General features: G+C 70.2%; 14 protein-coding genes. 6 read left to right on the forward strand and 8 right to left on the reverse strand.

The window, feature by feature from the left end:
- The first annotated feature begins 2 nt into the window (after positions 1 to 2).
- Genes modA through ELQ94_RS00860 form a run of 3 tightly spaced genes read left to right on the forward strand, consistent with a single transcriptional unit; the run spans position 3 to position 2,709 of the window.
- Entirely contained in the window at positions 3 to 797 is a 795-nt protein-coding gene (modA, locus tag ELQ94_RS00850) for a molybdate ABC transporter substrate-binding protein (RefSeq protein WP_208007483.1), read from the forward strand.
- A gap of 11 nt (positions 798 to 808) precedes the next feature.
- Positions 809 to 1,657 carry an ABC transporter permease gene (locus ELQ94_RS00855; protein WP_127047218.1) on the forward strand — a complete coding sequence of 283 codons (849 nt, stop codon included), beginning with the start codon at positions 809 to 811 and terminating at the stop codon, positions 1,655 to 1,657.
- Entirely contained in the window at positions 1,654 to 2,709 is a 1,056-nt protein-coding gene (locus tag ELQ94_RS00860) for a sulfate/molybdate ABC transporter ATP-binding protein (protein ID WP_127046242.1), read from the forward strand. Before ELQ94_RS00855 ends, ELQ94_RS00860 begins: the two co-directional genes overlap by 4 nt.
- A gap of 87 nt (positions 2,710 to 2,796) precedes the next feature.
- Here ELQ94_RS00860 and ELQ94_RS00865 read toward each other — a convergent pair whose 3' ends face one another.
- From ELQ94_RS00865 to ELQ94_RS00880, 5 genes are all read right to left on the reverse strand, one after another.
- On the reverse strand, positions 2,797 to 3,378 hold the full coding sequence (locus ELQ94_RS00865; protein ID WP_127046244.1) for a putative glycolipid-binding domain-containing protein: 582 nt from the start codon (positions 3,376 to 3,378) through the stop codon (positions 2,797 to 2,799).
- A gap of 56 nt (positions 3,379 to 3,434) precedes the next feature.
- Positions 3,435 to 3,590 (reverse strand): hypothetical protein, encoded by a 156-nt coding sequence (locus ELQ94_RS17180; RefSeq protein WP_166404612.1) that lies wholly within the window; start codon positions 3,588 to 3,590, stop codon positions 3,435 to 3,437.
- 108 nt (positions 3,591 to 3,698) lie between these two features.
- Complete coding sequence (locus ELQ94_RS00870) at positions 3,699 to 4,868, reverse strand: zinc-dependent alcohol dehydrogenase (protein ID WP_127046246.1); 1,170 nt, start codon at positions 4,866 to 4,868, stop codon at positions 3,699 to 3,701.
- Complete coding sequence (locus ELQ94_RS00875; RefSeq protein WP_127046248.1) at positions 4,865 to 5,332, reverse strand: hypothetical protein; 468 nt, start codon at positions 5,330 to 5,332, stop codon at positions 4,865 to 4,867. The genes ELQ94_RS00870 and ELQ94_RS00875 overlap by 4 nt, the downstream gene beginning before the upstream one ends.
- An 89-nt stretch (positions 5,333 to 5,421) precedes the next feature.
- Positions 5,422 to 6,573, reverse strand: coding sequence for a glutathione-independent formaldehyde dehydrogenase (locus ELQ94_RS00880; protein ID WP_127046250.1), 1,152 nt, complete (start codon positions 6,571 to 6,573; stop codon positions 5,422 to 5,424).
- Positions 6,574 to 7,147: 574 nt separating this feature from the next.
- Here ELQ94_RS00880 and ELQ94_RS17655 point away from each other — a divergent pair.
- Complete coding sequence (locus tag ELQ94_RS17655; RefSeq protein WP_127046252.1) at positions 7,148 to 7,849, forward strand: response regulator transcription factor; 702 nt, start codon at positions 7,148 to 7,150, stop codon at positions 7,847 to 7,849.
- 40 nt (positions 7,850 to 7,889) lie between these two features.
- Complete coding sequence (locus ELQ94_RS00890; RefSeq protein WP_127046254.1) at positions 7,890 to 8,519, forward strand: DUF1345 domain-containing protein; 630 nt, start codon at positions 7,890 to 7,892, stop codon at positions 8,517 to 8,519.
- Between the two features lie 17 nt (positions 8,520 to 8,536).
- On the opposite strand, the gene ELQ94_RS00895 is transcribed toward ELQ94_RS00890, so the two are convergent.
- Positions 8,537 to 9,139: a response regulator transcription factor gene (locus ELQ94_RS00895; RefSeq protein ID WP_127046256.1), complete on the reverse strand. Its 603-nt coding sequence runs from the start codon at positions 9,137 to 9,139 to the stop codon at positions 8,537 to 8,539.
- Positions 9,136 to 10,365 carry a sensor histidine kinase gene (locus ELQ94_RS00900; RefSeq protein ID WP_243696806.1) on the reverse strand — a complete coding sequence of 410 codons (1,230 nt, stop codon included), beginning with the start codon at positions 10,363 to 10,365 and terminating at the stop codon, positions 9,136 to 9,138. Before ELQ94_RS00900 ends, ELQ94_RS00895 begins: the two co-directional genes overlap by 4 nt.
- 167 nt (positions 10,366 to 10,532) lie before the next feature.
- On the opposite strand from ELQ94_RS00900, the gene ELQ94_RS00905 reads away from it, so the two are divergent.
- A complete protein-coding gene (locus ELQ94_RS00905; protein WP_127046258.1) occupies positions 10,533 to 11,093 on the forward strand; it encodes a small multidrug efflux protein in 561 nt (186 codons plus the stop codon).
- A 169-nt stretch (positions 11,094 to 11,262) separates the two neighbouring features.
- On the opposite strand, the gene araA is transcribed toward ELQ94_RS00905, so the two are convergent.
- The gene (araA, locus tag ELQ94_RS00910; RefSeq protein WP_127046260.1) at positions 11,263 to 12,777 is read right to left on the reverse strand and encodes an L-arabinose isomerase; all 1,515 of its coding nucleotides are present in this window, start codon (positions 12,775 to 12,777) and stop codon (positions 11,263 to 11,265) included.
- Positions 12,778 to 12,795 lie beyond the last annotated feature (18 nt).

Consider the following 12,795-nt stretch of genomic DNA (forward strand, 5'->3'; position numbering starts at 1 on the left):
CCGTGGGGATCCGACGCGCCGCGGTCGCCGTCCTGGCGCTCGCGTCCCTCGCGCTCGCGGGCTGCACGGCCACGGATACGGGAGGAGACGCCGCCGGAACGACGGAGGACGGCGCGCTCACGGGAAGCGTCGCGGTGTTCGCCGCGGCCTCGCTCGAGGACTCCTTCACCGAGCTCGCCCGTCGTTTCGAGGAGGAGAACCCGGGCGTGTGCGTTCAGCTCACCTTCGCGGGCTCTTCCGATCTCGTGACCCAGCTCGTCGAGGGTGCTCCGGCGGACGTCTTCGCGTCGGCCGACGAGCGGACCATGGCGACCCTGACCGACGAGGGTCTCATCGGCGCGGGCGCCACCCTCGACTTCGCCTCCAACACGCTCGTGATCGTCACCCCGCCGGACGATCCGGGCGGCGTCGGCGGACTGACGGACCTCGCGAGCGACGACGTGAGGACCGTCGTCTGTGCTCCGCAGGTGCCGTGCGGCGCTGCGACGACCGTGCTCCAGAGCGCCGCGGGGGTCGATATCGCCCCGGTGAGTGAGGAGTCCTCCGTCACCGACGTGCTCGGCAAGGTCACGAGCGGCGAGGCCGACGCGGGGCTCGTCTACGCGACCGATGCGCTCGCTGCGGGCGACGCCGTGCGGACTATCGAGGTCCCCGAGGCGGGGGAGGCCGTGAACGTCTACCCGATCGCCCCGCTCGCGGACGCCGCGAACCCGGCCGCGGCCCGGGCCTTCGTCGATCTCGTGACGGGGGAGTACGGCCGCGACGTGCTCGCGTCCGCCGGCTTCGGTTCGCCGTGACGGCCGCGCCGATCAGACGCCGCCCGCCCGGCCCGCCGCGGGGCCGCCAAGGCGCCGCTCCCCTCGGGGTCCCCGGCTGGGTCGTCGCGCTCGGAGCCGTCGGTGCGGCGTTCGTCCTCCTCCCGCTGCTCGCGGTGGTCCTCCGGGTCAATTGGGCGGAGTTCGTGCCGCTCGTGACGTCGCGCTCGTCGCTCGACGCGCTCGGATTGAGCCTGCGCACATCCCTCACGGCGACGGTCCTCTGCGTGATCGTCGGGGTGCCGATGGCCGTCATGCTCGCACGCACCGACTTCTGGGGGCAGCGCGTGCTCCGCTCCCTCGTGCTGCTCCCGCTCGTGCTCCCGCCCGTCGTCGGCGGCATCGCGCTGCTCTACACGTTCGGGCGACGGGGGCTGCTCGGGCAGTCGTTCGAGGCGCTCGGCGTGTCCATCGCGTTCTCCACCACGGCGGTCGTGCTCGCACAGACGTTCGTGGCGCTGCCCTTCCTCGTCCTGAGCCTCGAAGGGGCGTTGCGCTCCGTCGGCACCCGGTTCGAGGCGGTCGGGGCGACGCTCGGAGCACGACCCACCACGGTGCTGCGGCGCATCACGCTGCCGCTCGTGCTGCCCGCGGTGCTGTCGGGCGCCGTGCTGTCGTTCGCGCGCGCACTCGGCGAATTCGGGGCCACACTCACGTTCGCCGGCTCGCTCCAGGGAGTCACCCGCACGCTCCCGCTCGAGATCTACCTGCAGCGCGAGAGCGACCCGGACGCCGCCGTCGCGCTCTCGCTCGTCCTCGTCGTGGTCGCGGTGATCGTGGTCGCTGTCGCGCACCGTGTGGGGGAGTCGAGCGGGCGCAGGCTCCGGGGGAGCGGATCGTGACCTTCGAGGTCGACGCCGAGGTGCTCTCTCGCGGATTCGACGCACGGATCACCGTGGCCGAGGGGGAGACGGTCGCGCTCCTCGGGCCGAACGGGGCGGGGAAGTCGACGCTCCTCGGCCTCGCGGCCGGGCTCATCGCACCCGATCGCGGTCGCGCGACGCTCGGAGGCCGCGTGCTCCTCGACGTGGGGTCGAGCGGCCGCCAGGTCGTGCTGCCGGCATGGCGACGCGGCGTCTCGTTGCTCGCCCAGGAGGCACTGCTCTTCCCCCACCTGACCGTGCGCGAGAACGTGGCGTTCGGGCCGCGCAGCACGGGAGCGTCGCGCGCCGAGGCGCGGCGTTCGGCGGACGCGTGGCTCGAGCGGGTCGACGCGACCGACCTCGCCCGCCGCCGACCGGCGGAACTCTCCGGAGGGCAGGCGCAACGCGTCGCGGTCGCCCGGGCGCTCGCGACCGAACCGGAGCTCCTGCTCCTCGACGAGCCGCTGGCCGCACTCGACGTGTCCGTGGCGCCGGCGATCCGTCGTCTGCTGCGCGAGGTCCTGCAGCACCGCACCGCGATCGTCGTGACGCACGACGTGCTCGACGCGTACACGCTCGCGGACCGGATCGTGGTTCTCGAGGCGGGCCGGGTCGTCGACGCCGGGCCCGCGCGCGCCGTACTCGACCGGCCCACCACGCCGTTCGCGGCCGGTCTCGCGGGCCTCAACCTGCTCGTCGGCACGGCTGACGCCGACGGCGCGGTCGTGCTGGATGACGGGCAGCGGCTCTCCGCTCGATCGGCCGGTGCGCTCGAACCGGGCGCGGCGGCTGCTCTCGCGGTGCGTCCTTCCGCGGTGCGCGTGCTCGCGCTGGCTGACCCTGGGCACCACGACAACACGATCACGGCAACCGTGTCGGACGTCGAACCACGAGGAGACGTCGTCCGCATCCGGGCCGGCCGGATCGCCGCCGACGTGACCCCGGCGGAGGCCGCCGACCTGGACCTGCAGCCGGCAACTGCCGTCCATTTCGTCTTCTCCGCGGAGGACGCGCTCGCGTATCCCGTGTAACAGCCTCACGTCCCCCGGGGCGCACGGTATCGAACTCGCTTCCCGCGCCGCAAGGCGGTGGTGACGATCGTCCCCGTTGCCGATCTGCTACCCCTGCCGGGTTGCGATCCCCGGATACTCGACGACGAGTCCTGCACGGTCGTATCGCAGTTCACAGAAGAAATCGAACGTCGACGACTCGTATTGGAAGAGCAGCCACTCGGGCGCGGCCTCGACCAATGTGTAGCGCTGCTCGAGACGTTCCACGCGGAGATCGTCGGCTCGGACGAAGGCCGCGGGCACATCGACGCCCTCCCCTTCGACGAACTCGAGACGGTGGACCGGGAGAGTGTTCGTGACGGCAGACGATTCGAAGTCGACATCGAGACACCCGTCGAGCTCCGGTCGTCGCTCGCCATTCGCTGCCCACTCTCCATCGCGGGCCCGCGTCAGCACCAGCTCGTTCCGGCCCGTCGTGGTCAGGTTCGTGACGTGCGCCGAGACCGTCGTCCACGAATTGTCGACGGTCACGTCGTACCCGACCGACCACAGCGCGAGCGACTCGTGCGCCGTCGTCTGACCGGTCAGCCGATGGCCGTCTCTGACGTCGTCGAAGAAGGCGATCTCGAAACCCGCTCGAGCTCCGACGTGGGTCCAGCTCGCGCCGGCCGGTGGCGGTGTCAGTCTCATACAGGAAACCTAATTCGCGCACCGAGCGGGCGGAATGGGCAAAGCCGCGCCCCCGACTACAGGGTCTGCGCGAGCTCCAGGGTGCTGACGGCGACGGTCGACGTGGTGCCGGCCAGGAGGAGCGTTCCGGCGGCGACCGTCAGGACGCTGTAGGCGGGATCCGTGGTGCGAGACCGGACGGTGGACGGGGTGTTCCGCGATGTTTCTCTCATGCATCCAGCCTCGCGCGGACGCCCGGCCGCGGCATCGCCCCACGGGAGGAACCGGCCTCATCCTTTCGCAGTAGTCGCCCGTCGTACGGCGGGTCGACCGAGGAGTCCTCAGGGCTGGAAGACGGCCCGCACGCACCCGTCGGTCTTCTCCTTGAACATCGTGTAACCCTCCGGTCCCTCCGCAAGCGGCATCACGTGCGTCGCCAGGTGCTCGGTGACGAGTTCGTCGCGGGCCATCCTCTCGAGCAGCATCGGGATGTAGCGGTGTCCGTGCTGCTGCGCGGAGCGGAGGGTGAGGCCCTTGTTCATGAGGGGTCCCAGCGGGAACTTGTCGACGAAGAGGCCGAACACACCGAGGACGAAGACGCTTCCCCCCTTGCGCGCGGCGAAGATGGCCTCGCGCACGGCCGTGGGTCTGTCCGTCTGGAGTCGCAGCTGCTGCTTGAGCTGGTCGAACGCGAAGTCGGCGCCGTCGTGGTGCGCCTCCATCCCGACGGCCTCGATGCACACGTCGGGTCCGCGACCGCCGGTGAGCTCACGGAGTTCCGGAAGGACGTCGGTCGTCTCGTAGTTCATCGTCTCCGCGCCGATCACCCGCTCCACCTGGGCGAGGCGTTCCCGATACCGGTCGATGACGATGACACGTTCCGCGCCGAGCAGGATGGAGGCGCGCGCCGCCATCTGACCCACCCCGCCCGCGCCCCAGACCGCGACGGTGTCTCCGGGTTTGACACCGCCGAGGTCTGCCCCCATCCACCCGGTCGGGGCGGCGTCGGAGGCGAAGAGGGCGCGCTGGTCGCTGACCCCCTCCGGGACGGTGAAGGCGCCCTGGTCGGCGTACGGCACTCGGATGTACTCGGCGTGACTGCCGGCCCAGCCGCCGAGGGCATGCGAGTAGCCGTAGCAGCCGCCGGGTGCCTGGCCCCACAGCATCTCGGGGATGCCGGCGTTGGGGTTGCCGTTGTCGCACAGGGAGTACAGCTCGTTCCGGCAGTACCAGCACCGGCCGCAGCTGATGAACGAGCAGACGACGACCCGGTCTCCGACGCGGTGCTTGGTCACGGCCGATCCGACCTCGACCACCTCGCCGATGAACTCGTGCCCGAGCACATCGCCGGCGCGCATCGTCGGTACGTATCCGCCCAGCAGATGGAGGTCGGAGCCGCACGTGGTGCTGAGTGTGACACGGACGATCGCGTCCTGATCGTTGAGGATGACCGGGTCGTCGACCGTCTCGACCGCGACCTTGTTGACGCCGGTCCAACAGAGGGCTTTCACAGCACACCCTCGCCCTTCGCGTCGTCCTCGGCCCGGTCCACGATCGCCCCGAACACGGTGCTCGGCCGGTGCCCGTGCGGGCGGGGAGTGGCTCGGAGGACCTCTCCCGTCTCGAACACCTGCTTCGCATCCCGCAACGCCCGTCTCAGCGCCCGTTCCGGGTCGTCGTCATCGACGGAGGGGGGAAGCTCGGATCCGTGGAGCACGCGGGCGTGTACCTCGAATCCTTTGTCGCCGGGCGCCCTGTCGACGCGTACTTCCAGCATCGGCGCGAGATCCCGCAGAGGCTCAGGGTAGCCATCGACGGCGAAGTCCGCCGAGTCTCCCAGGATGGTCACCGACTTCCACCCCTCGGGGTGCGAACCCTCGCCCTCCCCATTACGCATCTCCCGGACCAGTGCTCTGGCCACGAGCCCTGCGGCTACCCCGGTCGCACCGACGGCGATCGTCCTCTTGAGACCCATGTCGAACTCCTCCGTGTCGAGCTCCCCTGGACGGAGCCGATCGTCATCTTTCGCGGGGACGCGGGACATCGATCCCGCGTCGTGGTGGATCAGCTCGAGTCGCCCGGACGGAGGACGACCTTGGTCCATCCGTCGTCCCGGTTGTCGAAGTGCTCGTAGGCGTCGGGGGCATCGTCCAGCGGCAGCTCGTGGCTGACGATGAACGATGGCGTCGCCTTGCCGGCCGCGATCAGATCGCGCAGTTGCCGGTTGTACCGCTTGACCGGGGCCTGACCGGTTCCCATGCGCTGGCCCTTGAACCAGTGCAGGCCGAAGTCGAACGCGATCTGCCCCTCCTTGGCCAGCTCGTCGTGAGCCCCGGGATCCTGCGGGATGAAGACGCCGACCGTTCCGATTGTTCCGGTGAAGCGCACGGACCGCACGAGCCGGTTCAGGGTCTCATTCGGGTGTTCGACGCCCTGCGGGTCGTGTGCCTGATAGCCGACGCATTCGCACCCGTTGTCCGCGCCGAGACCCATCGTCTCCTCGAGCACGGCGTCGACGGGGTCGACCTTCGAGTCGTCGATGGCGATCGCGCCGATCGACTCCGCGAGTCGGAGCCGGTCGGGATGACGATCGACGACCATGACCTTGCTCGCTCCGCGGATGGTGGCGGAGAGCGCGGCCATCAGGCCGACGGGGCCGGCGCCGTAGATGACGGTCTGATCGCCGGGGGAGACCCCGGCCATCTCCGTGGCGTGATAGCCGGTGGGGAAGATGTCGGCCAGCATCACGTAGTCGCTCGACCTCTCGTCGGCGTCCTCGCCGAGTCGCAGACAGTTGAAGTCCCCCCACGGCACCCGCAGCAGCTCGGCCTGCCCGCCGGCCCACGGACCCATGTCCGCGAAACCGTACGCAGCGCCTGCCCACTCCTTCACCGGCTGAGCGGTCATGCAGTAGTTGGTCAGTCCGCGTTCGCAGTTCTTGCAGTATCCGCACGCGACGTTGAACGGAAGCACCACCCGATCTCCGACGACGACCTTCTGGACGGCGCCTCCGACCTCGATGACCTCGCCCATGTTCTCGTGGCCGAACCACCGGCCCTGCTCGAAGTCCGTCCGACCCTCGTACATGTGCAGATCGGAGCCGCAGATGTTCGTGGCGGTGATCCGCACGAGGACATCGGTGGGCCGCTCGATCCGGGCGTCCGGGACGTCTTTCACGCTGACCTTGTTCGGACCCTCATAGACGACCGCCTTCATGGTCTCCTCCTCGCCTCTCGTTCGTGATCTTCGGACATACCCGCACACCTGCCGCGCCAGGTGTGCGGGTGCCTCCATATGACTCCTCGGACCGGTAACCCGCCATCGGCAGTCCTGCCCATCTCGGCAGGCAGACAGTGACACCGATACCGCACGGTGATAGACAGATGGAAGGGACATCGCAGGCTGCGTCGGTCGCGACCGACGCAGTGCTCTCCGACGTCTGCACAGGTCGATCCGATGTCTTCGCAGGGGAGGGCTGGCATGACCAACGCCGCTCTCGCGCTCGCAGACATCGCCGCGAGGCCAGGCCGTGTCGAGGATCGCGCGCACGCCCTCCTCGTCGAACTCGGCAGGCACATCGCCTTCGACGCGGCCTGGATGGCTCTCGCTCACCCGGACGGCGGTGCCTGGACGTCGCTCGCGAGCACAGCGCTCGACGAGTCGACCGTGCGGTCCCTGGGTGGTATCCACGTGGTTTCGGGGGTCGCGACGACCGGGGTCGAACCGTACGATCCTGACAAGAAGACGGCCTCCCCCTCCCTCCCATCCGGGTGCCGGTCGTACGTCGACGGTGGGCGCTCTCCCCACCGGTTACCGCGGGGGCCTCTCGGTTGCGATGTTCGCGCAGGGGCACCGTCGCATCGGCTTCCTCACACTCTTCTTCGTGCGGCCCCAGCCCTGTCCCGCCGCCATCCAGAATGCGCTCGCGCGACTTCTCCCGTGGCTGGCCTCGGGCGTGGATCCGTTGCGAGCCGCCGCAGCAGGAGCCCTGCTCGTGCGCGGTGCCTTCGCGGGAATCGCGATCCTCCCGGGACGCCACGGCACCGATGCTCTGCCGGGCCTCCCGGGCGACACCCTGCTGGCCCGTGACTCCGAGATGCTCGTCGTGGCCAGAGCGGCACTCGTCCGCGAGCAGACGTATTCGTCGTTCCTCTGGCCGAGAGGGGGTCGTCACGCGCCCGAAGGCCACGTGCGCGTGACGGTGCTCGGCTGCGAGGACGGCCTGCGATCCGCGCTCACGGGAATGGTCGTCCTGTCCCCCGCCGGTCATCTGGGCGGTCTGACACCCAGGGAGCTGGAAGTACTCGGCCTCGTGATCGACGGACGCTCCAATCACGACATCGCCCACGTGCTCGTCATCTCGCCGCGCACCGTGGCGGCGCACCTCGAACACATCCTCAGCAAGCTGCGGGCAGGGTCGCGGGCCCTCGCCGCAGTGCGCGCACAGCGTTCGGGCCTCTACGTGCCCGCCTCACCATCGCCTCGCGGATGACGAGCGCCTCGCCGCAGCACCACACACTGGAAAGATCCCCATGTCTCAAATCGCTGTGAAGGCCGGCGTCTCGGCCATCGCCGGACTGCTCGTCGCGCTCCTCGCGACGCTCGTCGGCGCCCCGGAGCTCGCACCGCTGATCGGGTGGGCGGTCGCCGCCTGCGCATTCCTGGCGTGGTCGTGGACGACGGCGTGGCCGGCGGGTCCGGAGCGGACACGCGAGCTCGCACTCCACGAGGATCGGGCGAGGCGGCTCGTCGACTCGCTCATCATCTGCGCGACGTTCCTCAGCGTCGTCGCCGTCGTCTTCGCACTCGTGCGGAGCCAGCCGCGGGACCCCGTCGGTGTCGCCGCCGCGATCCTCGCGGTGGTCGGCGTGGTCGCGGCCTGGGCGCTCGTCAACACCGTCTACGCGTTCAAGTACGCCCGCATGTACTACCACGACGACCGTCACCGCTTCGACGTCGACCAGGACGAGGACCCCTCGTACAGCGACTTCGCCTACACGGCATTCGCGATCGGCATGTCGTACAACGCCGGCAACGTGACGCAGTCCTCCACGCCCTCCCGTCGGATCGCGTTCGGGCACGCTCTCCTCGCCTACTTCTTCGGGACCTTCGCGATCGCGGTCGCCATCAATCTCGTGACGAGCCTGGCTCAGTCGGGCTGACGGGGTGGTGCTCCCCGTCAGATCCAGCCGGCCTCCTCTGCGGTGAGCACCGCCTGCTGTCGAGTGCTCACGGCGAGCTTCGCGAGGATCGCGGACACATGGTTGCGCACGGTCCCGGGAGCGAGGGAGAGGGTGCGCGCGATCTGGCCGGTCGTCTCTCCGCGGCGGCCGGCGCGGAGGATGTCGAGCTCGCGGTCGGTGAGCGGGCAGCGTTCGTCGCGGAGGGCGTCGGCGGCCACCTCCGAGTCGATGTACCGCTCGCCGGCCGCGATGCGCCGAATGACGGCTGCCACCTCGTCGGCGCCGCGGGACTTCGGCAGGAAGCCCGAGACACCCGACGCGAGCGCCCGACGCAGCACCCCGGGCCGCGCGTGCCGGGTGATGACGATGCAGCGCGTGGCGACGGCGCGTGTCACCCGCTCGGCCACCTCTACTCCGTCGAGGCCGGGCATCTCGAGGTCGAGGAGGCACACATCGGGCTCGAGCCGGAGGGCCGCGGCCACGGCCTGCTCGCCGTCGGCGCATTCCGCGACGACGTCGATGTCGGGCTCGAGCCGGAGGAGTGCGGCGAGGGCCGAGCGGATCATGCCCTCGTCATCGGCGATCAGGACACGGATCATCGCGCGTCCTCCGTCGTGATGGGGACCGTGACGATCACGGTGAACGACTGCTTCTCCGGTCGCACCTCGAGAGTGCCGCCCGCGTCCGCCGCTCGCCGTGCGATGCCCTCGAGGCCCGAGCCACCGCCCGTCCCCGCGTCCGCCGGACGCTCGGCGCCCGCGTCGTTCGCGATCTCGAAACGCCAGGCCCCGCCCGTGCGTGTGAGGGACAGACGCGCCCACGCACCCCCTCCGTGCCGCAGCACGTTCGTCGTGGTCTCGCGGATCACGGGACCGAAGACGTCGCCGGGGGCGCTGTCGACGTCCGGGTCGGCGGTCCGCTCGGCGACGGTGCCGGCGGCGCGCAGCAGATCGACCGCGTTCGCGAGCTCCACGCTCAACGGCGCCGAGCGGAACCGGGTCGCGAGGTCGCGCGTGCCCTGACGTGCCTCGGCCACGCTCACGCGCGCCGCCTGCACCTGCTCGAGCGCGGCGGCCGGATCGGCGGCGAGCAGTCGTTCGGCCAGTTCCAGTTGCAGGGCGATCACCTGGAGGTGGTGGCCCTGCAGATCGTGCACGTCGGTGGCGACGCGCAGCCGCTCCTGGGTGGCGGCGAGCCGACCCTCCGAGGCCCGGGCCCGGTTCATCATGTCGAGCACGTCCCACCACCAGACCGAGATCACGGACATGAGCGGCAGCATGATCGAGAAGAAGCCGATGATGTAGAGGCTCGAGACGTCCTCAGCCCGCAGGGTCGAGCGCGTGTCGATGAACCAGAGTGCGGCGATGACGACGATGCTGCCGACCGTGATGCGGCGACGTACGCCGGGCGGCCAGGTGAGGAGCACGATCGCGGCGATGAGCGGAACGGCGGCGAAGGTCCAGACCCCGCTCACGAGCAGGGCGACGACCCCGTACGCCGCGGAGGCGGCGATGGGCGCGATGGCGCGCCGCCTTCGCGAGGCCGCCGTCAGTTCGGCCGTGTTGCGGTAGTCGAGGAGGAGCGGGACGGTGGCCCCCACCCACACGAGCCCCCCGATGAAGACGGTGAGGGCCGCCTCGAGCCCGTCGCCGCGCTCGAGGAGCGCCGTCGCCCACACGAAGACGATCATGACCTCGAAGAAGACGATGCCGCCGAAGGTGTACCACCAGGTCGCCGTGACGCCGCGCGAGAGCCGGACGGCGGCGCGGGCGTTCGCGTCAGCGTCGGCCACGGCGTCATGCGCGGGCGCGGAGGAAGGGATCACCCGCCCATCCTATGGACGTGACAAAAGTCACGGATCGGTCGTGCGATGTGCCCGAGAACCGGTGACGGGACGGCACTTCTGCGCGAAGGTCGTCCGCGATGGACTGGTGTCATCACCGACGGACCGAACAGGTCCCGTCCGGACCACCGCCTCGACAGGAGCCCCTCATGAACCTCATCGACACCTTCCAGGACCTCGTCGCCCAGGTCCCCGAGTTCCTCCAGCCTCTCATCGTCGTCCTCGCCGGAGCCGTTCCCTTCATCGAGGGGGAGGGGGCCACCACGATCGGCATCATCGGCGGCATCCACCCGATCGTCGCCGCGATCGCGGCGATCATCGGCAACTTCGCGTGCGTCGCCCTCCTCGTGCTCCTCGGATCCGGTGCCCGCGACGCTGTCGTGTCGCGTCGACGCGCCCAGCTCAAGGCCCGGGAGTCCGTCGTCGTCGGCGGAGGATCCGAGAGCGCCGTCGACCCGATCGACGCATCGGTGCCCGTCGAGGAGACGACCCCGCGGAAGGCGAAGTTCCAGCGCGCGTTCGAGCGCTACGGCGTCCCCGGCGTGAGCCTGCTCGGTCCGCTCCTGCTGCCCACCCAGTTCACGGCGACGATGCTCGCCGCGGCCGGCGTCACCAAGGCGCGCATCCTCCTCTGGCAGGGCATCGCCATCGTCGCCTGGACGACGGCCTTCACGATCCTCATCTCGAGCGTCGTCAACGCCGTCCACTGACGCTGTCCGCTTCCGCATCCCCCTCCAACGCGGAAGATGCGTACGCAAATGCCTTCCGCGGGTGAAATCTCACCCGCGGAAGGCATTTGCGTACGCAAAACCCCGGGGTGGGAGAGCCAGGGAGAGCGGGCCGCGACGGGAGGGGGCAGAAGGCCGTCAGCGCGACGGCTCAGATGCCGTCGGCGAGGCGGTGGTAGACCGCGTTCCAGCGGACCTCCTGCTCGAAGGCGCGGAGCGTCGTGTCCTCGTCGATGATCAGGAGCTCGACGCCCGCGATGCGTGCGAAGTCCTCGAACGCCTCGATGCCCACGGCCGTGGACATCACCGTGTGGTGCGCCGCTCCCGCGGTGAGCCACGCAGCGGCCGAGGTCGCGAAGTCGGGGCGCGGCGTCCACACGGCGCGGCCGACGGGCAGGTTCGGGAGGGGCGCGCGCGGCTCGACCACGTCGACGACGTTCGCCGTGAGGCGGAAGCGGTCGCGCACGTCGGAGAGGGCCACGACCACGGCGGTCCCAGGGTCGGCCGTGAAGACGAGGCGTACCGGGTCGTCCTTGCCTCCGATGCCGAGCGGGTGCACCTCGAGCGTCGGCTTCGCGGTCGTGAGCGACGGGCTCACCTCGAGCATGTGGGCGCCGAGGATCGTCTCCGCACCGTCGACGAGGTCGTAGGTGTAGTCCTCCATGAGGCTCGCGCCGCCCGGGAGCCCCGCGCCCATGACGTTCGCGACGCGCACGAGGACGGCGGTCTTCCAGTCGCCCTCCGCGCCGAAGCCGTAGCCCTCGGCCATGAGGCGCTGCACCGCGAGGCCCGGCAGCTGCTTGAGGGTGCCGAGGTCCTCGAAGCTCGTCGTGAACGCGGCGAAACCGCCCTCCTCGAGGAAGCTGCGCAGGCCGATCTCGATGGCCGCTCCGTCACGGAGGGACTGGTGGCGCTCGCCGCCGCGCCGCAGCTCGGGGGTCACGTCGTAGAGCTCCTCGTACTCGGCCACGAGGGCGTCGATCGCCTCGTCGGTCGCCGCCTCCACGGCCGCCGCGAGCTCGTTGACCGACCACGTGTTGACCTGCACGCCGAAGCGGTGCTCCGCCTCGGTCTTGTCACCCTCGGTCACGGCGACGTAGCGCATGTTGTCGCCGAAGCGCGCGAGCTTCATGTTCTGCGAGGCGTGCCAGCCGGCGGCCGCGCGCGCCCACGTCGCGATGTCCGCGGTCACGCGCGGGTTCGTCGCGTGTCCGACGACGGTCTTGCGGGCCACGCCGAGGCGCGTCTGGATGTAGCCGAACTCGCGGTCGCCGTGCGCGGCCTGGTTGAGGTTCATGAAGTCGAAGTCGATGTCGGCGTATGGCAGCTCGACGTTCGCCTGCGTGTGGAAGTGGAGCAGCGGCTTCCGCAGCGCGTCGAGCCCCGCGATCCACATCTTGGCGGGGCTGAACGTGTGCATCCACGTGATGAGGCCGATGACGTTGTCGTCGCTGTTCGCGTCGAGCATCGCGCGGCGGATCGACGCGGAATCCGTGAGCACGGGCTTCCACACGATGCGCACGGGGATGTCGCTGTCGCCGAGCGTCGCGGCGATCTGCTGGGACTGATCCGCGACCTGGCGGAGGGTCTCCTCGCCGTAGAGTCCCTGGCTCCCGGTGAGGAACCAGATCTCGAGGGCGTCGAACGAGGTGGTGAGGGACGGCATGGCGTGAGTCCTGTCTGT

The sequence above is a fragment of the Labedella endophytica genome (genome assembly GCF_003990045.1).
Classification (GTDB): Bacteria; Actinomycetota; Actinomycetes; order Actinomycetales; family Microbacteriaceae; genus Labedella; species Labedella endophytica.

What these genes read in the sequence shown, in the direction of transcription:
- ELQ94_RS00890 (WP_127046254.1), top strand. Translation starts at nt 7,890, where the DNA reads ATGTCTCAAATCGCTGTGAAGGCCGGCGTCTCGGCCATCGCCGGACTG.
- ELQ94_RS00875 (WP_127046248.1), bottom strand. Translation starts at nt 5,332, where the DNA reads ATGGGTCTCAAGAGGACGATCGCCGTCGGTGCGACCGGGGTAGCCGCA.
- araA (WP_127046260.1), bottom strand. Translation starts at nt 12,777, where the DNA reads ATGCCGTCCCTCACCACCTCGTTCGACGCCCTCGAGATCTGGTTCCTC.
- ELQ94_RS00905 (WP_127046258.1), top strand. Translation starts at nt 10,533, where the DNA reads ATGAACCTCATCGACACCTTCCAGGACCTCGTCGCCCAGGTCCCCGAG.
- ELQ94_RS00880 (WP_127046250.1), bottom strand. Translation starts at nt 6,573, where the DNA reads ATGAAGGCGGTCGTCTATGAGGGTCCGAACAAGGTCAGCGTGAAAGAC.
- ELQ94_RS17180 (WP_166404612.1), bottom strand. Translation starts at nt 3,590, where the DNA reads ATGAGAGAAACATCGCGGAACACCCCGTCCACCGTCCGGTCTCGCACC.
- ELQ94_RS00895 (WP_127046256.1), bottom strand. Translation starts at nt 9,139, where the DNA reads ATGATCCGTGTCCTGATCGCCGATGACGAGGGCATGATCCGCTCGGCC.
- ELQ94_RS00865 (WP_127046244.1), bottom strand. Translation starts at nt 3,378, where the DNA reads ATGAGACTGACACCGCCACCGGCCGGCGCGAGCTGGACCCACGTCGGA.